Genomic DNA, 19,169 nt, shown 5'->3' on the forward strand with positions numbered 1-19,169 from the left:
CACATATGTCAGACGACACCTGCGAAGACTTTCTTAACGTTGCAGATAACTTTAAGCTGGGCACACTCGAAACCGAGAAGCCCCACCCTCTTACCGAGGCCCTCTCCGAAGAAGTTCACTCAAACTTGGAAAAAGCGATATCGAGCTTGAAAGCGGTGGATTCAGAGGCTCTTCAACGGCTTCGTGACTATCTTCCTCAATTGGGCCAGCTGGGGTCAGACCTATGGGATGCCTTGAGTACTGGAGGAAACATATATCTATGCGGATGTGGCGCAACCGGACGCCTTTCAATTTCATTGGAAGTATTTTGCCGACAAGGACTGGTGCCGGATGAATACCAGGAACGTTTCATTGGATTTATGGCCGGAGGGGACGCAGCTCTCATAAAATCGATAGAAAACTTCGAAGATTTCCCAGAGTACGGTAAGCGACAGTTGTTGGAGTTGGGATATTCTGAAAACGATTTATTGATATCTACAACTGAAGGCGGGGAAACACCTTTCGTAATAGGCGCAACAGAGGCAGCAACAACAGTGAGTAAACGAAGCCCGTGGTTTATTCATTGCAACCCTGATGACCAGCTCGTCCAAGAAGTAGAGCGGTCGAGACGTGTAATCGAAAACCCAAAAATAAAACACTTGAGCTTGTATGTAGGGTCTATGGGGCTGTCTGGCAGTACACGCATGCAAGCTAGCACCGTACTTATGGCTGCTGTAGGCTGGGCGATCAGATTTGGAAACAATGCAGAACAATTCACCTCTCAATTTGAGAAATTCCGAAACACCTGGGACCAGCTTGATCTATCTCCAATCACCTCCTTCATAGAGTCTGAAGCCGACACGTATTCACAAAATGAATTCGTTATTTATGAGACAGAAAGCTATGCAGTAACCGTTTTAACGGACACGACCGAACGATCCCCTACTTTTAGCCTACCTCCCTTTGAAAACGAAACGGATCCTGACGATCCCCCGGCCTGGTGCTACCTATCTATCCCATCGACCATTGATTCACAATCAGCCTGGAAAAAAGTCCTGGAACGGGCGCCTCGCTGCCTCGATTGGAAAGGAATCGAGGCAAACACAGAAGTCGATTACCTGAGAGGGTTTTACATCGACCAAAGTTGCCGAAATAAACGTAGCAAGAAGACCCAAAAAACTCCTCACCACATCTTCGAGATCAAGGATACGCCCCGGGGATTTGAACTTAGATACAGAGGACACAATTGGAGTATCTGCGCTTCCGAGCTAGAGTTTTTCGAAGTCAACTTGCTCCTGAAGCTCATCCTTAACATTCATTCAACGCTTATTATGGGGCGACTGAACAGGTTTGAGAGCAATTTAATGACCTACGTAAAACCTACCAATTTCAAACTAATCGACCGAACCATTCGGTATGTGCAAAGATTAGCTGAATTGAGAGGAGCACCAAAACCGAACTATGAAGCAGTTTCCAGAAAGCTCTTCGCTGTGAAAGACCAGTTGTCCAACGATGAAGCCATTGTTTTACGGCTTTTAGAAGAACTCGACATCGGCTAGGTAATTTACTCCGCTGCACTGAGGATTTCAGAGACTATAGGGTAGTTGTAACGGGGTTGTTAAAATAGGCCATTAAAACCCTGTCTACTGGAATGTAAGGCCCACTCTATGAAAGAGTTTTGGGATCTTTGATTAATTTCAAACCCATGCAACTCATGAACTCTAAAAAGCTTACCTTAGCCATTCTCGGCGCATTCATGCTTCTCAGTCAGGTTTTCCTGAATGCAGCATCAGTCGATATTGCTCCTCGCCCTATTAAAACGCCGAATCCTACTTTCTTTGGTCAGATCATCACTTCAGATGCTTATGTCAACCTTGCCATTGAGATCGATGCCAAGGGTAATGTCAGTAACGCCATTGTAAGAAACTCTTCTCATCCAGATCTTGAAAAACCGACCTTGAGAGCGGTACGCAAATGGGAGTTCGAACCAGCCTTCAGGAATGGAAAGCCTGTATCTTGCAAAATCATTCAGCCTTTGACTTTTGGTTCATACCATCTGACCGCCATCGATACTAAGGCAGTTCCATTATACAGCCCCAAGCCAGCACTGGCAAAAAAGCTACAGGAAGTAGAAGGTGAAGTTGGCGTGGCCGTCTCCGTTGACTCAGCAGGTTTTGTGACACGCGTAAAAGTGCTTTATTCAAGCGATCAAAGACTAAACCTGCCAGTTCTAAAGGCCATTCGCCAGTGGCAATACGAGCCAGCAAGACGCAAAGGTCGCTCTATTGCATCCAAGCAGATACAGCCCTTCACATTTGGTAAAAACACCAAATATAAGGACAACCAAGTGATAAATGCAGCTGCCAGATCTATTTCGGTTAATCCGATGAGGCCCGAATCAGTTGAATTAGCCCAGGTTGATTCCGATCAGGACTAATCCCGAGGATTCCAAAAAATATTTCCAACCAACTATCCATAGAGCATCAAGTCCGAGCGATCGGACTTACCCAAACAAAAGGCAAGCCCCCAGGGGCTTGCCTTTTTTGGTGCCGTAAGGACGCAGAAGCTTCAGAATTTAAGCTTTCACTGAGAAATCGATTTACATATACCTAGGCGTTTTCGAGTTCCGATGCCTATAAGAATCCCCAACAACCTGCCCGCCAAACAACGTTTAGAGCAGGAAAATATTTTTGTAATGCCCGAAAATCGGGCTGTTCAGCAGGACATCCGTGCCCTGGAGGTCGTGGTGTTGAATCTAATGCCGAACAAGATCGATACAGAAACGCAACTCATGCGCTTACTGGGCAATACTCCCTTACAGATAAACATTACCCTGCTGACAACGGCTTCTTATGAATCGAAGAATACCAGCAAGGAACATCTTCTTAATTTCTATCACACCTGGGATCAAATAAAGCACCGCAAATTTGACGGCCTGATCGTAACAGGGGCTCCCATTGAGCAAATGCCCTGGGAGGAAGTTGCCTACTGGAAAGAACTTACACGTATTTTAGAATGGAGTGAAACCCATGTGTGGTCCTGCTTTTTCATATGCTGGGGGGCCCAAGCAGCTCTTCATCATTTTTATGGGATAGAAAAGTATGACCTTCCTGAGAAAAAGTTTGGAGTATTTAACCACAAACGCATCAAGAAGGACTCTATCCTACTTAGGGGATTCGACGAAGAATTCATGGTTCCAGTCAGCCGACACACAGAAGTCCGCAAGGAAGAAGTTGAAGCAGTTTCCGACTTAGATGTGCTCTCAGAATCATATGAATCAGGATTATACATAGTCCGAGATAAATCAACGCGTCGCCTTTACGTATTCAATCACTCCGAGTATGAGGCAGATTCACTGAAGAAGGAGTATGACAGGGACGTAGCAAAGAATGTCCCCATCGAAGTTCCCAAAAACTACTACCCTGACGATGATCCGACGCAAACTCCAGTACTCTGCTGGAGAGCACACTCCAATTTGCTTTATAATAATTGGCTTAATTATTACGTCTATCAGTCGACGCCCTTTGACCTTGATGAAATAGATTAAGGCCGATCGCTGTGCCCTAAATCTCTTCCTGGAGCAATCCGATCACGAATTAACTGCTTGAGCTCTTTGGATTCAGGGAAACGTCCCTCTTCGGATCTATCAAAAATGACTTCGTTGTTCAAACTGACAACAAATGCTCCCCCACTTCCAGGCTCAAGAGAGACTTCCTTCAAATCCTGCCCAAAAGTGAAAAGTATTTCCTGACTCAACCAAGTCGCTCGAAGAACGAACCGGCACTGACTGCAATAGAGGATGCGAATCTTGTATTCCATAGCACAATAATGATGAGGTTCGATCTGCCAGAAGTCTTTGCCAGCTGATTACCCAACCCAGGTTGAAGCAACAACTTTACTTACTCTCCAACAAGCCTTTTTAATAGAACTCATTCTCAAAAAATCCAGTTGTATAAACCGTAATATTGGCCCATAAACCGAATTTTATAAAGTTCCCAACTATTGCCGCAAGAGGCTACTCGACTCACCATCCATTTTTACCTTGGAAAGCGCATCCGAAAATCAACCAAATATCCAACATGTAGCGGTAATCATGGATGGAAATGGCCGCTGGGCCAATCGCCGGGGATTAGCAAGAAATGAGGGGCACCTAAAAGGCGTAGAGAATGTTGAAAAGATAGTTGAAAAATCGGGTGAGCTGGGCATTCGATACCTCACACTATACGCGTTTTCTGCGGAAAACTGGAAACGGCCCAAAGCGGAAGTCAACGCTCTCATGGGACTCCTAGAGTCGTTTCTGAAAAAACAAAGAAAACAGCTTCTGAAGCAGAAAATCCGATTACATACCATTGGCCGTGTAGAAGAGCTACCACCTTCAGTTGTTAATTTATTAAACCAAGTAAAATCTGATACTTCACATTTTGAAGAAAATCACCTCGTACTGGCCTTGAATTACGGTGCAAGGAATGAAGTGCTAGATGCAGTAGAACGGTACACCGCTGCTATCCAAAACGGCACCGAAGACCATGAAGGAGATCTTCAATGGGAGAGCTTCAGCAAATACTTGGATACTTCAGGAATTCCTGACCCCGAGCTTGTCATTAGAACTTCGGGCGAGCAGCGGATAAGTAATTTCCTTCTCATGCAGAGCGCATACTCCGAATACTTGTTTAGCCCCGTGTGCTGGCCCGACTTTGGACCCGATTTGTTCGAGGAAGCACTATTAGAATACAAAAACAGAGAACGCCGCTTTGGTAAAACCGGAGCACAAATTGAGCAGGAAAAACTGCTCTCTGCTAAATCGAGCTCTTAACAAACCGTGGGCAAAAGAATCATCAGTACCGTTGCTCTCTGGAGCCTGCTCGCGTGCCTTCTCTATTTTTGGAGACTGACGGCCGCAGTCTGGCTGATTACCGTCCTCGCCGTGGTTGCTCAAAATGAGGTCTACAATATGGCCAGGAATCTGGGATGGAAGGCCTACCGAGTTTTGGGACTGATCATCGGTGGCTGCTTGCCACTTGCCACTTACTACGAAGAATTTTTGCACAATTACACGGGGGGGGTCGTGGATGATGCTACGGTAATGGCAGTAGGATTTACCGTTTGTGCCCTCGCCAGTATCAGGAATCGTGAAATCAAGGACAACTTTCAACGAATTGGCGGTACCTTTTTTGGAATCCTACTAATCCCCTACATGCTAACCTTCTTCATAAGGATAGTGGAGCTGTTTCCTCACGAATCCATGGGACTGGCAGCAGGCATCTGGGTAGTTATAGTTGGAAAGTTCTCAGATGTCGGTGGATTGTTATTTGGCAGTTGGCTGGGAAAAAACAAAATGGCACCCAAAATCAGTCCTGCCAAAACCTGGGAAGGCTTCCTCGGCGGAATATTCACATCCGCGACTTTAGGCTTTCTAGCCGTATTTCTCTTTCCGGACTATTTCCCCACAGGATTTAAGCCTTGGATTGCTGCCATTTGCGCATTGCCGATCGCGGCAATGGCAGTCCTTTCCGACCTTATTGAGTCCGTTATCAAACGACAAGCCGAGGTCAAAGACAGCGGGAAATCCATACCGGGAATCGGAGGTGCCTTCGATCTGGTAGATAGCCTCCTATTGAGCGCACCCGTCGCGTTCATACTTCTGTCGTTTTTTGCATACTGATGAGTGAAGCTCTGAAGAAAATTGTTATCCTGGGGGCAACAGGATCCATAGGTGAGAATACACTCAATGTGGTTCGACAGCACCGAGATAAAATCCAGATTGTGGGCGTTGCATGCGATCGGTCCTACCAAAAATTAGCGGCCATTTGCGACGAATTCGATGTTCAAAACGCGGCCATTTTCAACGAAGAAGCATTCGACGAAGCAGAGAAATCCGATCGTTTTCATAATAAAAACCTTCTTTGCGGTCTTGAAGGCTTAGTCCAACTGTCGTGCATGAAGGAAGTCGATACCGTGCTGGTAGCCGTCGTTGGAACGCTGGGATTACAACCCGCCTTGAAAGCAGTTCAACACGGGAAAGACCTGGCACTTGCAAGCAAGGAAATCCTAGTCATGGCCGGGAAATTTTTCACAGAGGCAGTCAAGGAGGCCCATGTTCGACTTCTGCCCGTAGACAGTGAACACAATGCCATATTTCAATGTCTCCATGGTGAATCCACTGCTTCCCTCGACCGCATCATCCTTACCGCTTCGGGGGGTATGTTTCGAGACCGTGATCTAAAATCATTCGATAGCATTACACCCGAAGAAGCCACCCAGCATCCAAATTGGAGTATGGGCAGAAAAATTACCGTCGATTCAGCAACGATGGCCAACAAAGGCTTGGAAGTCATTGAAGCTCACTGGCTATTCAATTTACCGGGCAATAAGATCAAGGTAATGATCCACCCAGAAAGTATTATTCACTCCTTGGTGGAATTTGTGGATGGCTCCATCCTCGCACAACTAAGCCCACCTTCTATGACTTTCGCCATCCAACACGCGCTCCTCTATCCACTTCGGACCCATAGGACAGAGCCGAGTTTGGACTTTGAGGAACGAATAAACCTGGATTTAAGCCCACCTGACCTCGAACGCTACCCCTGCCTTCGCCTGGCATACGAGAGCCTTGAAAGCAGTGGCATTTCACCTACTACCTTTAATGCCGCTAACGAAATAGGGGTTGATGCATTTCTGAAAAAGGAGATTGGCTTCACTACAATTTCCAAAATCATTGAGAAAACTTTAGAAAAAACGCGAAACCGTGAACCTGAAAGCTTACAAGAAGTCATTCAAGCTGACCAGGAAGCTCGCAGTCTAGCTACCCGTTATCTGAACGACTTTTAAGTATACATGGAAATACTCACAAATTTCAAAGCGCTCGCAATGGTGTTCCTTTTCTTTGGAGCCTCCATATTCGTCCATGAATTAGGCCACTTTCTGGCTGCTCGTTGGCGAGGACTAAAAGTAACCCGCTTTTCAATCGGCTTTGGCCCGAAACTCTTTAGTTGGACACGAAACGGAGTCGAATACATAGTCGCCGCACTTCCGATCGGCGGATACGTCGCGCTCCCCCAGCTCGGCCACATGGAAATCATCGAAGGAGAGGCTGAAGAAGTAGATCCCGTTAAAATTTCCTGGAGCTCTAAGGTCATCGTTCTCGTAGCAGGTGCCTTTTTCAACGTTCTGTTCGCCTTATGCCTAGGACTCTGGCTGTTCCAGTTAGGCGGTAGACCAGAACCCGTTTACTATGACGTCACAGAACTGGGGGCAATTAGTGAATCCATCGCTATCTCAGAAGATGAAATCGTTCCTAATCCTGCCTACCAAGCCGGACTTCGCCAGGGCGATAAGATTCTCTCCATTGATGGGACATCAGTTTCACTTTGGAAGAATGTAGCAAAAAGAATCGTTTTTGGAACCCTTCGCTCAGACGACGGGAGACCTCTATCGCAATTTAAAGTCCAAAGAGGTTCAGAAGTTCTTGAATTTGAAGTCTATCCAGTTGTCGGAGGTCCTGAGAATATGAGAATGGTGGGAATTAGCCCCCAACTGCCAGAAAAACTACCTGCCTTGATACACTATACCTACGAAGGATTCCCTGCTGATATCGCAAATATTCTTCCTGGAGATGAAATCGTTAGCTTCGATGGAAATCCAGTAGACTCCAGAGATCAAATCGCCAGCTATATTCGCGATAGACTCGACCAACCCATCGCACTTGAAGTTTCTCGCGAAGGTGAGACGTTTTCCACAACAGTAACTCCAAAACTAGCAGTCCCAAGAAAAGGAGAAGCTCCCTCACCCATGATCGGTGTGGGCTGGGGACTTCCAGACATTCTAGTTAAAGAATCGCCGGTGGCATTAGTCAAATCAGCGGTGAGTGAGACCTTAGAAACACTGCAAAAACTAATTAACCCAAGATCCGACATAAGGTTGAGCCACATGAGCGGACCCGTCGGTATGGGGAACATCATCTACCAAACCGCAAAACGAGATTTTAGGTGGGTTCTGTTCATCGTAATCATCATCAATGTAAATTTGGCCATTATTAATCTACTCCCGATTCCTGTACTGGATGGTGGACATATCACATTTGCGACGATTGAGAAATTCCGAGGACGAGCATTGCCAGAAAACGTTATGATGAGCCTGCAAGGCTCCTTCGTAATACTGCTTCTTTCTCTTATGCTTTATGTAACTGTATTTGATGGGAAACGTATATCACGAGAACGGGCAGATGTGAAAGCAAGCTCGACTGATTCTACACAGCCTCAACTTGTAACAGAAGAAGATTCTCCGACTGGTCAGCCATGACCCAGTACTGCTCCTCCAGATTCACTTCCGTACGAAGAAACACCCGAGAGGTAAAAGTCGGTAGTGTAGGCGTAGGCGGATCAAATCCCATACGGATTCAGTCGATGACTACAACATTGACGACCGACGTGGCGGCAACCGTAAAACAAGCCAGAGCACTTGTAGAAGCTGGCTGCGAGATTGTCAGAATTACGGCCCCGAATGTAACCGCAGCAGAAGCGCTGGGCCCTATCCGAGATGCCTTGCGCAAAGACAAAATCCAAGTCCCTTTAGTAGCCGACATTCATTTTCTACCCTCAGCGGCCATGGAGGCGGTCGAACATGTTGAGAAAGTCAGAATCAATCCTGGCAACTATGCAGACAAAAAGAAGTTCGCCATTCGGGAGTATTCAGACAACGAATACGATATCGAAATAGAGCGCCTTTACGAAGTATTTACTCCCTTAGTGCTTAGATGCAAAGAGCTGGGGCGATCCATGAGAATTGGAACCAACCACGGCTCACTATCCGATCGAATCATGAATCGGTTTGGAGATTCCCCATTAGGAATGGTCGAATCTGCGCTGGAATTCATTCGAATCGCGGAATCTCACAATTACAAAGATATCATCCTGTCCATGAAGGCCAGTAATCCGAAGGTGATGATCCAAGCCTATCGATTAGTTGTAGCAAAGATGGATGAAGAGGACATGAACTATCCACTTCACCTAGGAGTAACTGAAGCGGGAGACGGTGAGGATGGTAGAATTAAAAGTGCCATAGGAATAGGAAGCCTACTCATGGACGGACTAGGCGATACTATAAGGGTATCTTTAACAGAAGACCCCGTCTATGAAATCCCCGTTGCAAAGGCACTTGCCGAAAAAACCAGAACATTGTGGCGGTCCACTAAAGACGCGCTCGATGCAACAGAAACTATCGATCCTTTTGATTTCACAAGGCGCGCCATTTCACCCATTAAGATCTCAGAATCTGTCTCCACAGGCTCGAACATACCTCCAAGCGTATTTATTAAGGCCCCAGGTAACTTAAATATCGCAGAATCATTCGTTCAACTAAGCCAAATAGCTCGCTCAAGAAGCACCAAAGACACTCCCCTAGAAGGTTGGCTGATAGAACTGAAAAATACAGAAGATATTAAAGCAGTTTTAAGCGAAGAGAATCTCCCTGACAGCAACACGGGCCTTATTCTAGAAATAGAAGGCAAGCTGGCTTTTGACCCAGAGTCCCTAGATCCGCTACTAAAGTCAGACCTTTCTATTATCCCAGCGATTTCACTCCACAACAATAGGGTTTCCACAATAGAGGCGTGGATCAAATGGACCTTCAAACATTCAATTCCCTTAGCCCTAGGAATAAATGCCGGTTTGCTGGCCAAAAACAGTCACTTATTTTTATCTAACGATCTACCAGACCTCATTGTTTGGGCAGATTACCAAGACTCGAAAGTGCATAATCTAGGGGAACATCGGCTTCTGTCTTCAGTACTGGAATCCATCCATCTTAAAGCCTCTATCTGGATTCGATGCAAATCAGATACCTATATCAGCCAGGACGCAGGCTTTCTGAATGATCTACTCGAAGCATCCTTAATTTCAGGCGGGCTTCTTGCAGATGGGATCGGAGATATTCTCAGCATTGAGTCAGTAGGAGATCCAAGGAAGGCGCTCTCCCTGGCATACAACACACTTCAAGGAGCTGGTGCACGCATTTCAAAAACAGAATACGTTGCCTGCCCTAGTTGCGGCAGAACTTTGTTCGATCTTCAGAAAACGACACAAAAAATAAGAGAAGCCACTGATCACCTCAAAGGAGTCAAAATTGCAGTAATGGGTTGCATAGTAAATGGCCCAGGAGAAATGGCCGATGCTGATTTCGGATATGTGGGCGGCGCTCCGGGAAAGGTAAACCTATATATAGGGAAAGATTGCGTTGAATACCATGTTCAAGAAGACAAAGCTGTCAGTCATTTAATTGATCTAATCCGGACCGAAGGCAAGTGGGTCGACCCCGATCCTGAACTAAAATAATTCAATATAATTTACTCGCATTAAAAGTTCACAATCGCTTGCTTGTGATTATGGATACGAACGAGGATTTTGAACGGCCTGACGGAAGGGCGATAGATCAACTGAGAGAACTTACCTTCACTCCCGATTTTGCTCCAAATGCTGACGGATCAGTGCTTTGTGCATTTGGAAATACTAAGGTTATTTGCGCAGCATCCATTGATAATAATGTCCCTCGATGGATGAAAGCCCAGGGTGTAAAAGGAGGTTGGTCGACGGCGGAATATTCCATGCTCCCCTATTCAACTCTTGACCGAAAATCACGGGACATATCCAGAGGAAAACAAGATGGGCGCACAGTTGAAATTCAACGATTAATTGGTCGGTCATTAAGAGCAGTACTCGATCTCCAAAAACTCGGGGAACGCACACTGTGGATTGATTGCGATGTACTACAAGCAGATGGAGGGACACGAACCGCTTCCATTACCGGAGCCTATGTCGCATGTCGGATGGCCATCGCCAAATTACTGGCTAACGGAGACATCCAAGAAGATCCTTTCAACGATACCATTGCAGCGGTATCCGTTGGCGTATTCAAAGATCAAGAAATTTTGGACCTCAACTATCTAGAAGACCGTGACGCTTCAGTAGATTTTAATGTGGTTATGACCGGGAAGGGGAATTTCGTCGAAGTGCAAGGAACCGGGGAAGAAGCCGTTTTTAGCGAACAACAGCTTCAGAACCTTCTCAAGTTAGCCAAAATTGGCTGTACTCACATTTCTTCATCACAACAAGCAGTCCTAAACGCGTAGGATATATCGCCAGAAATAAGGAATAGCCGCCGCCCTTGAAACTCTCAGCGAGTTTCTTCACCACCATTCTTACTCAAATTAGAGGTTCACTGTATTTGATAACGTACGGGCTGATTCATCGATAGATTGAGAAACAACCAAACGGATTGTTTCTAGCTACTGATACCTAATATAGATACATAGGAAATCTGAGCGTTAAGGACGAGGAATCCTTGGTATTTGTATAATAAAAGGCGGGCGAGAACCCCCTCATGATTCCTCACCCGCCATCTCTGAGCCATGCAGTTAGCTTGGGTCGGGAAAACAAAACTGTTTCCATGGAGTTAATAGCTACACTCGTGCCAATCTAAGATGTAAAAACTCAAACCACTGATAATCAATAATATATAGGGTTAATTAAATAGATCTAAACCTTAAAAATAATAGGATTGCATTTTTCATGTAATATTTTCCTATTTTTTAATTATTTAATACTCTTTATAGTGAATATTTCATACATTATAATGACTCCCCTTGATCGTTAGTTAATCTCCTGAAGATAATCTAAGAATTTGAAGGGATGACGATCCATCAGATCCGAAAACCACCCTGATACTTTCGAATCAATCAGATATACGCTATTATAATAAAATACAGGGATAATGGGCGCATCACCAAGAAGAACATCTTCTGCCTCCATAAATAAGTTGTCCCTTTTCCTGGGATCAACCTCTACCTTCGCCCTCTCTACCAATTGATCGTATTTAGGATTACTCCACCCAGTGAAGTTCTCAGTACCTTCTGTGGTGAATATCTGAAAAAGCGGGTAAGGATCAGGATAAAGAGGAACGTAACCATAACGAGCGATCTGGTAATCACCCGATTCCACCGCACTTAAAAAGTGCCTTCCATTCTTGATTTACAATTTCAACTTCAATACCGAGGTTCTCTTTCCAGCCAAACTGAACAACCTCAGCCAGGGCCTGATAAGCCACTGAAGTATTGATCGCAAATTGCAACCGAGGAAATCCGCTCCCATCCGGAAAACCAGCAAGATGCAGAAATTCTTGCGCTTGCTTAGGATTATAACCAAGCGGATCTGAATCATCGGACCGGTCCAACACCTCAGACGGAGCAATTCTTGGGGCCAGTTTTTTACCATCCTTCAATACAGATCCAACAATCAACTTTCGATCAATCGACTTTGCCAGTGCCCGCCTAACATAAATATTATCAAGCGGCGCAACCGAATGATTTAATTGAATAAAGAATAGCCCCACACGAGGTTCAACACGAAGTAGCTCTGGATGATTTTCTACGTACCAGGGCATTCTGGCAGAAGGAACCTTGGAAGTAACCTGTATCTGACCACTTCTAAATGCGCGTTCTTCAGCTAGTGAATTCTCAATGGGATAAAAAACAATCCGATCAACTGAAACATTCGAAGAATCCCAATAATTTGTATTTCTCCGAAGCACAACCTGCTCGTTTGTAGTCCACGAGTCCAACAAATATGGACCATTCGAAACCCTCACATCTCCCCTGCCCCATTGATACGCGCCATCAAAATAGTGACCTTCAATTGAACCTTTTTCTTTGACCGGGAAGAAGTAACTCAACTGCGTAAGGAAGGCCAAACTCGAATACTCTAACTCAAAGAGAAGGGAATCATCGGATTCCGCAACTATCCCTACCCGCTCGAAGTCATTTATCTGCCCCCGATGAAAAGCTTGGGCATTTCGCAGGGGATACAGAAAGTGCACGACAATATCTGACCCAAAACTTGGACCCAGCATACGCTGAGCAGACTTCACAAAATCATGAGCTGTAATCCGTGAACCATCAGACCAATTTGCACCTTTCCTAATCTTAAATCTCCAGTTCCTCCCTTGGCTCCATGATTCCCAAGAATCAGCCACACCTCCCACTGGCTCCTTTGAAACGGGGTCCAATAGAACGAGTCCTTCAAACAATCCTTCAATCACCCGCAAATCAGCCCATGAAGAAGCTTTATGCGGATCTAGCGTAACAGGCTCACGTCCATTACCGATTGAAAGAGTCTTAGATTTTTTAGTCGATAAATCCACCCTTGAACGGGATGATTTTTCACATCCCATTGGTATCACAGAAAATGCAACAATAGTCAGCATTACGACTAAGCGACTCCCAATAATAGATGTGACCCTAAAAAGACTCATCCAAACACAATTAAGCAATAAATCATGAGATTCGAGCTGGATTTCCCAATAATAGAAGATCAATACCGGGCTGAAAATAAAAGTATACCTTGGTTTTCAAAGAAATTCCCTTCCCTATCGTTCTACCGCAGAATGATGGGAGTGGTGTGGAAGGCCTCCAGATTAGCAAAAAAAGGGCAATACGATGATCAAAGCTGGTGTAAAAGCAGCTACGATATCCTAAAAGCGCTTGAGCGGCTTGGAACCAAGATAGACATCCAACATTTAGAGAATCTGACCAAGCTCCAGCAGCCATGTGTAATCATCGGAAACCACATGAGCACCCTGGAAACATTCCTGCTTCCCTACCTGATCTGCCCCAAGAAGAGCTTAACATTCGTCATCAAGGAAGCGCTCACAACCTACCCTGTATTCAAACACATAATGATTTCCAGAAATCCGGTCGTTGTTGGCAGGAGCAATCCCAAAAAGGATTTCCTAACAGTCCTAAACGAAGGATTGGATAGAATCCAAAATGGATACAGTGTTGTCGTATTCCCCCAAACAACTCGCATGATAGACTTTGATAAGACTCAATTTAACTCCATAGGCATTAAACTAGCTAAGAAAGCCAAAGTTCCGGTCGTTCCACTAGCCCTTAAAACCGATTGCTGGGGCAACGGAACTCTTATAAAGGATTTTGGAAGCATCGATCCATCCAATGCCATTCATTTCGACTTCGGAAAACCCTTAGAAATTCAAGGGAATGGAAGAGACCAACATGAAACCGTAATTTCTCATATTGAAATTTGCCTCCAAGGTTGGAGGACAAACAATAAAGATTAATTCCAAAAGCTCAACGCACCAACACAGCCATATATTCATGTCCGAGAATCCAAACACCAATTTACCCAAATGGCCGTTTCTTACAGGAGACATCGTATTAATCCTACTTGCATGCTTTATTGTAGTTGCTTCACCGAAGCCCATGTCAGGTATGGGAATCTTCGCCTGTGCCCTAAGCGTCATATTAGGAATGCTGGTATACGTAACTCCATACATTATTGAACACCTCACTCAGCAGCAACGGATCAAGCTCAAACAAGCCAAAGCAGAAGAGACTCTCTTAAAGGCCGTTGAACTTGCTTCTGATTTACTGAATCGCACCGAATCAATCCATGCGGAGCTAATGAAAGGTGTATTAAACGTTAAGCAAGTCCCAGCGATACTAGAGGAAAAAACTGAAGAACTACTGGAAATCGTAGATTCAGAAAAACTCGCCGCCTCGCTCACGGAGCTAGGAGACCTACTAAACAGATTAGAATCCCAACCCTTCACCCATCAGGATGAAACGGAGAAAGCCGACCAATCTGAGGAGCAATTTAGAAATTTGCATAAGGCCATCTCAAACATACCTACACCTGACTATAATGAGATATCGGAAACCCTGGAGACAAAGCTTGAACAAATTCGGAATGAAGTAATCGAAAAACTGTCAGAAATTGAGGACAACAAACTAACCGAGACAAAAATCGAAGAAGTTGAGGCCGAATCCAGCCCAGATACCGAAATTGACTCAGAGGATGACTCTGACGAATCAACGACATCGGAAGAAAAGGATTTAGAAATAATAAAAAGCATTCCAGAAGAGGAAGCTGAGACCGAGTCACTGTCTAAACAGGAAGATTTCCCCGAATCTGAAGAAATTAATCTAATCGATGACCCAACTGAAGCAGAAGATTCTATTCTCCAAACAGAAGAAGACCTATCCCAAATCACCCAAGACTTTAATTCTCAACCCAACGAAGATGGGGCTACGAGACTCATTGTTGGCGCCTTTATAGGCATTTCCAATAAACTCTATATACGCGGAGATGGACCAGGACTAGATTGGGACAAAGGCACACCCATGGAATTAGTAGGGATAGGCAAATGGGAATGGAAGACATACGCCGCAAGCGCTGCCATTCAATGCAAAGTCCTGATCAATGACGAACAATGGACAGACACAGAAAATCTTACAATCGAGCCCAATACAACCTTAGAGACAACGGCCTCGTTCTAGATTTGATTCACTACATTGATGCCTAAAAGCAGCCCATCTCAAAACTATATTCAAACTTATCCAACGGATCAGCATGCTATCGATATATTCAAATCCGAATGGTCCTCAAAATTCCCAGAATCATTCGGTATAGATTCAGGCGCCGTTGCTGACCTATTTAATGACCAAAGGATTATTTGGGCTGAACAGGAAGGAGTCAGTTTCGAGGATAAAACCATTCTCGAGCTAGGACCGCTAGAAGCGGGCCATACCTGGATGATGGACCAACGAGGTGCGCGAGAAATACTTGCAATTGAAGCGCATGAAAGGGCCTATTTAAAATGTCTGGTCGTTAAGGAAATTGGTAAGATTACCTCGGCTAGGTTTCTTCACGGAAACTTCGATGAATACCTGTCTACAAATAAGCAGCAGTTTGATATCTGCCTCGCTAGTGGGGTTCTATACCACTCAACAAATCCAACAAACTTGCTGGATCAGATATGCAGCTGCTGCAGCACGATCATTTTGTGGACTCACTATTTTGATAAAGAAGCAATTGTGAAGCACGGGGCTGAGCTATTACAACGGTTTCAGGAACCATACTCGATTGACTACAAGGATTTAAAAGTCACCCATTATCCGTTCTCCTATGAAGAGGAGGCTTCAAAGGATGCATTTTGCGGTGGACTGGCCTCCAACAGCATCTGGCTTGAAAAATCAGATATTAAATTGGTTTTAGAAACTAATGGATTCAATATTTCAGCCTACGGATTTGATCATCCCCATCACCCAAATGGACCAGCTGTAGCTTTAATAGCTAACAAGCCTCAATAAACTAGCATTCCATTAAAAAAAAGACTCCGGTAATACCGGAGTCTTTTTAAATTTCTTATGCAGCTGTCGATTTACTCAGGATAGTCGTAAACTTCAGCGTTTGCGAAACCTACCCCGTCACTTACTCCTCTTACAATGAGAGAGTAGAGTGCATTTTGTGCTAATGTAGCAACCAATGCTGATTCAACATCGTTGGCAGGTGGAATAAAGGTAGCTGTAATTTCAGCCTCTTGGCTAGAATTGTCGGCCGCATTTACTTTCCAATTATCATTCGAGGAAAGCAGTGCATTATCACTAAAGCGTCTTAGCTCCAGATCAGGATCAGCTAAAAACTCTGTAATCCCCGCACCCTCTAACGCAGGTCCTGCTACCCGAGAATAGATTCTCTGAGGCGCATCACCAGAGACCTGGAATGAAGCAATCAAGATATCATCACCAGTGCCAACTCTTGCCCGAGTTGAAAGATTGGTAAGCTTGCCTGGATTTGCTTCACCTGGATCTGGAAATTCATATAGCTCAACATTTGCGAATCCGGTCACGTCGTTTACTCCTCGAACCACAATGGAATATAGGCCTGGAGTATCCAAATTAGCAATCAGAGCGGATTCCGCATCATCTGCAGGAGGAATAAAAGTTGATTCGATATCTGCTTGCTGGCTGGACTGGTCAACTGCATTAACCTTCCAGTTATCGTTAGACGCGATAAGAGCATTATCACTAACTCTCCTAAACTCCATAATTGGATCAGATAGGAAATTGGTGATACCCGCACCCGCAAGGTCCGGACCTGCAACTCTTGAATACACACGAAGTGGACCTCCAGAAAGCTGGAATGAAGCGATCAGGATATTGTCACCGGTTTCAACCAAAGCACGCGTGGAAAGATTTGTGAATCTTGCACTAGCAGCAGAAGATTCTACGGCAGTAGAAGTATCATAATCTGATTGAGAAGGACCTCTCAGAGCGAGGACTCTATATTGATATGAAGTACTTCCTTCTACTGAATCATCATTATAAGAAGTCACTCCGGCTCCAACTTCACCCAAGATAGACCAGTTACCAGATCCATCCAAAGATCTTTCAACTCGATATCCGGTTTCGTCTGAAGCGTTATCAGTCCAAGTAACAGTAATCGCCAAGCCATCAGCAACACCCGCAATTCCAGAAGGAGCAGCAGGGCCAGCTCCTGGAGTTACGTTTGCGGAAATTCCATCAGCGGCATCCGCCTCACCTCCGGGATTTAAAATAGTAGCGTCGGTTGTCAGAAAGATCAAATTGTGTCCAGAAACACCATCAGCAGGCGTGGCCCAATCATCTGTTCCATTTGGATTACCTGTTGTAACTGTATACATTCCATAAGGAACTGCAGCACCAGGTGTCTCAGCTGCAGTCGTCGATGTTGGAAACCACATTATGGCGAGCGGATCCCCCGCTCCCCAGTCGCCTGAGAAACTTAGACTTCCAGTAGATCCCAGGAAAGCTCCTGGAGTTCCACCGCCTCCGGTTGAGATATCCCAAGCTGCCAGCAAAACATCGTCAGCCTGAACAGGTGCCGTGTCAGAAGGACCGCCAAATCCATCCGCAGCAGCATCTGCTACGAGAATAAGCACTCCATCGACTGCCATTGAAAATCCTCCAGGGTCTTTCAACTTCTCAGCAGAAATATTAATATTAACAGCTGCCTGAAGCTGACTTACTGCAAGTCCGATTCCCAGAATCGAGAGGCATGCGACTTTGCTAATTTTTTGGCTCATAAACTGTCTTATCATTTCCAAAATTTGGTCAGAGGTTTGAGATAACTTTATCGTGAGGGGTCAAGGTTGGTTGACGTAATTTGGATTATTAACCCAATTAACTTCATTAACCTCTGCTCCAGTAGCTTTTCGGATGATGAATCCAGTTCCAGGAGTAAACACTAATTCGGCGCCCACATCTTCGCTTCCGCCATCTTTTACCCATTTAGCACCGTCCCAAGTGTATACGGTAGCATCGGCTGCGAGTCGATTCTGCTGAGCTTGGGCATTGTCCCATACAAGAAGCTCATCTCCTGTTGCAAATACACCACTAGCAGCTAGTCCTGATTCATCTAGTGACATTTCAATAGGACGTTGAAGACCGACTAAATTGTCTTGTTGTGAGGAGTCTTGGAAAACCAAAGGCAAACCGAGATCACCCATAACCACTTCACCAGTAAATGTCACTGTCGTAGACGTTAAATCATTACGCAAAACAAAGTAAGAGTCAGGGAGTAAAACTGTTCCACCGAAGTCACCGCTAAGGTCTCCCCCGATTTTGCGCCAACTACCATCATAATAATAATAGGTTGAGTCCGCAGCCAAATTGATGCCTTCACCAAAGGAAGGAATAAAGATTTCACTGTCACGCATTGCATGAGACGTAGACGCGTTAACTCCTGCTCCTTCAGGAAAAAGAAGATCAAGTGTCCAGAATGGATGAATTGAGAAGCTGACGCCTTGAACCAGGTCTGAAATATCCTCCTCAACGTCAAAAGTGATTGCGTTAGCGGTATTTGAACTGATACCTGCATAATTGCCTGCTGCTGCTCCCGAACGGAAAAATCCGTAGTGAGTGCCCGCCCATTCGTCGACATCCCAACCAGGACTTCCTTCCGCAGTAAGGGTAGCACCACTAGCGGAATTGACCACACCATTGAATACAGCTGGCTGCTTCAAAGGTATAGAAAGGATCGTATCAGAATCTCCAAGAGCAGTTACTTGAATAACTCCTACCGGGTTCGTAGTGGCATCAATGGCAAAGGCATTTATAGAAAATGACCCCAATATTGCGATCAAGAGGGGGAGGCGGGACAACTTAGCTAATCTCATAGTTTAATTAATTAGAATTACTATAATTAGTGTGCAACAATTTACTTAATAAGCGCAAAATCTTTTTTATTAAATTTCTGTCAGAATTAGACTCTGTAATTTCTAAAATATTCCTGTCAGTTTTCGATAAACGACCCCTAGGAATCAAAAAACATTAGGCAGCACGATTTTTGCCGAATGCGAGAACA

General features: G+C 44.9%; 17 protein-coding genes. 12 read left to right on the forward strand and 5 right to left on the reverse strand.

Translation table 11 applies throughout. The features are described 5' to 3' along the window. The first annotated feature begins 5 nt into the window (after positions 1-5). From GA003_12470 to metA, 3 genes are all read left to right on the forward strand, one after another. A complete protein-coding gene (locus tag GA003_12470) occupies positions 6-1,538 on the forward strand; it encodes a hypothetical protein (GenBank protein ID QXD26846.1) in 1,533 nt (510 codons plus the stop codon). Between the two features lie 155 nt (positions 1,539-1,693). Next, entirely contained in the window at positions 1,694-2,416 is a 723-nt protein-coding gene (locus GA003_12475; GenBank protein QXD26847.1) for an energy transducer TonB, read from the forward strand. Between the two features lie 192 nt (positions 2,417-2,608). Further along, a complete protein-coding gene (metA, locus tag GA003_12480; GenBank protein QXD26848.1) occupies positions 2,609-3,526 on the forward strand; it encodes a homoserine O-succinyltransferase in 918 nt (305 codons plus the stop codon). Here the strand turns inward: metA and GA003_12485 are convergent. Beyond that, a complete protein-coding gene (locus tag GA003_12485) occupies positions 3,523-3,798 on the reverse strand; it encodes a SelT/SelW/SelH family protein (protein QXD26849.1) in 276 nt (91 codons plus the stop codon). The two genes, metA and GA003_12485, sit on opposite strands and share 4 nt — an antisense overlap. Positions 3,799-4,072: 274 nt before the next feature. Here GA003_12485 and uppS point away from each other — a divergent pair, with 274 nt between their 5' ends. The 6 genes from uppS to rph are packed head-to-tail and all read left to right on the forward strand — an operon-like array spanning position 4,073 to position 11,101. Further along, entirely contained in the window at positions 4,073-4,792 is a 720-nt protein-coding gene (gene uppS, locus GA003_12490; GenBank protein QXD26850.1) for a di-trans,poly-cis-decaprenylcistransferase, read from the forward strand. 6 nt (positions 4,793-4,798) lie between these two features. Continuing rightward, the gene (locus GA003_12495) at positions 4,799-5,641 is read left to right on the forward strand and encodes a phosphatidate cytidylyltransferase (GenBank protein ID QXD26851.1); all 843 of its coding nucleotides are present in this window, start codon (positions 4,799-4,801) and stop codon (positions 5,639-5,641) included. Further along, the gene (locus GA003_12500; GenBank protein ID QXD26852.1) at positions 5,641-6,807 is read left to right on the forward strand and encodes a 1-deoxy-D-xylulose-5-phosphate reductoisomerase; all 1,167 of its coding nucleotides are present in this window, start codon (positions 5,641-5,643) and stop codon (positions 6,805-6,807) included. Before GA003_12495 ends, GA003_12500 begins: the two co-directional genes overlap by 1 nt. Before the next feature lie 6 nt (positions 6,808-6,813). Further along, complete coding sequence (locus tag GA003_12505) at positions 6,814-8,277, forward strand: site-2 protease family protein (protein ID QXD26853.1); 1,464 nt, start codon at positions 6,814-6,816, stop codon at positions 8,275-8,277. Beyond that, positions 8,274-10,307, forward strand: a complete 2,034-nt coding sequence (ispG, locus tag GA003_12510) for a (E)-4-hydroxy-3-methylbut-2-enyl-diphosphate synthase (GenBank protein QXD26854.1) — start codon at positions 8,274-8,276, stop codon at positions 10,305-10,307. The genes GA003_12505 and ispG overlap by 4 nt, the downstream gene beginning before the upstream one ends. A gap of 50 nt (positions 10,308-10,357) precedes the next feature. Continuing rightward, positions 10,358-11,101: a ribonuclease PH gene (gene rph, locus GA003_12515; GenBank protein QXD26855.1), complete on the forward strand. Its 744-nt coding sequence runs from the start codon at positions 10,358-10,360 to the stop codon at positions 11,099-11,101. Between the two features lie 520 nt (positions 11,102-11,621). Here rph and GA003_12520 read toward each other — a convergent pair. Together GA003_12520 and GA003_12525 are read right to left on the reverse strand one after the other, a co-directional pair. Further along, positions 11,622-11,969 carry a hypothetical protein gene (locus tag GA003_12520; protein ID QXD26856.1) on the reverse strand — a complete coding sequence of 116 codons (348 nt, stop codon included), beginning with the start codon at positions 11,967-11,969 and terminating at the stop codon, positions 11,622-11,624. Continuing rightward, positions 11,956-13,167, reverse strand: coding sequence for a peptide ABC transporter substrate-binding protein (locus GA003_12525; GenBank protein QXD26857.1), 1,212 nt, complete (start codon positions 13,165-13,167; stop codon positions 11,956-11,958). Before GA003_12525 ends, GA003_12520 begins: the two co-directional genes overlap by 14 nt. Before the next feature lie 135 nt (positions 13,168-13,302). Between GA003_12525 and GA003_12530 the strand changes: the two genes are divergently transcribed. Genes GA003_12530 through GA003_12540 form a run of 3 tightly spaced genes read left to right on the forward strand, consistent with a single transcriptional unit; the run spans position 13,303 to position 16,135 of the window. Continuing rightward, positions 13,303-14,103, forward strand: coding sequence for a 1-acyl-sn-glycerol-3-phosphate acyltransferase (locus GA003_12530; GenBank protein QXD26858.1), 801 nt, complete (start codon positions 13,303-13,305; stop codon positions 14,101-14,103). 37 nt (positions 14,104-14,140) lie between these two features. Continuing rightward, positions 14,141-15,322: a hypothetical protein gene (locus GA003_12535; protein ID QXD26859.1), complete on the forward strand. Its 1,182-nt coding sequence runs from the start codon at positions 14,141-14,143 to the stop codon at positions 15,320-15,322. A gap of 18 nt (positions 15,323-15,340) precedes the next feature. After that, entirely contained in the window at positions 15,341-16,135 is a 795-nt protein-coding gene (locus GA003_12540; protein QXD26860.1) for a class I SAM-dependent methyltransferase, read from the forward strand. Positions 16,136-16,206: 71 nt separating this feature from the next. Here GA003_12540 and GA003_12545 read toward each other — a convergent pair whose 3' ends face one another. Both GA003_12545 and GA003_12550 read right to left on the reverse strand, forming a co-directional pair. Further along, entirely contained in the window at positions 16,207-17,889 is a 1,683-nt protein-coding gene (locus GA003_12545; GenBank protein ID QXD26861.1) for a fibronectin type III domain-containing protein, read from the reverse strand. Positions 17,890-17,949: 60 nt separating this feature from the next. Further along, positions 17,950-18,981: a TIGR02597 family protein gene (locus GA003_12550; GenBank protein QXD26862.1), complete on the reverse strand. Its 1,032-nt coding sequence runs from the start codon at positions 18,979-18,981 to the stop codon at positions 17,950-17,952. Positions 18,982-19,169 lie beyond the last annotated feature (188 nt).

Source organism: Opitutia bacterium ISCC 52, assembly GCA_014529675.2.
GTDB lineage: Bacteria > Verrucomicrobiota > Verrucomicrobiia > Opitutales > UBA2995 > UBA2995.

Excerpts from the sequence above, each read along its gene's own strand:
- GA003_12500 (QXD26852.1), top strand. The coding sequence starts at position 5,641 with ATGAGTGAAGCTCTGAAGAAAATTGTTATCCTGGGGGCAACAGGATCC.
- GA003_12535 (QXD26859.1), top strand. The coding sequence starts at position 14,141 with ATGTCCGAGAATCCAAACACCAATTTACCCAAATGGCCGTTTCTTACA.
- rph (QXD26855.1), top strand. The coding sequence starts at position 10,358 with ATGGATACGAACGAGGATTTTGAACGGCCTGACGGAAGGGCGATAGAT.
- GA003_12505 (QXD26853.1), top strand. The coding sequence starts at position 6,814 with ATGGAAATACTCACAAATTTCAAAGCGCTCGCAATGGTGTTCCTTTTC.
- uppS (QXD26850.1), top strand. The coding sequence starts at position 4,073 with ATGGATGGAAATGGCCGCTGGGCCAATCGCCGGGGATTAGCAAGAAAT.
- GA003_12530 (QXD26858.1), top strand. The coding sequence starts at position 13,303 with ATGAGATTCGAGCTGGATTTCCCAATAATAGAAGATCAATACCGGGCT.
- ispG (QXD26854.1), top strand. The coding sequence starts at position 8,274 with ATGACCCAGTACTGCTCCTCCAGATTCACTTCCGTACGAAGAAACACC.
- GA003_12540 (QXD26860.1), top strand. The coding sequence starts at position 15,341 with ATGCCTAAAAGCAGCCCATCTCAAAACTATATTCAAACTTATCCAACG.
- GA003_12470 (QXD26846.1), top strand. The coding sequence starts at position 6 with ATGTCAGACGACACCTGCGAAGACTTTCTTAACGTTGCAGATAACTTT.
- GA003_12545 (QXD26861.1), bottom strand. The coding sequence starts at position 17,889 with ATGAGCCAAAAAATTAGCAAAGTCGCATGCCTCTCGATTCTGGGAATC.
- GA003_12475 (QXD26847.1), top strand. The coding sequence starts at position 1,694 with ATGAACTCTAAAAAGCTTACCTTAGCCATTCTCGGCGCATTCATGCTT.
- GA003_12485 (QXD26849.1), bottom strand. The coding sequence starts at position 3,798 with ATGGAATACAAGATTCGCATCCTCTATTGCAGTCAGTGCCGGTTCGTT.
- metA (QXD26848.1), top strand. The coding sequence starts at position 2,609 with ATGCCTATAAGAATCCCCAACAACCTGCCCGCCAAACAACGTTTAGAG.
- GA003_12550 (QXD26862.1), bottom strand. The coding sequence starts at position 18,981 with ATGAGATTAGCTAAGTTGTCCCGCCTCCCCCTCTTGATCGCAATATTG.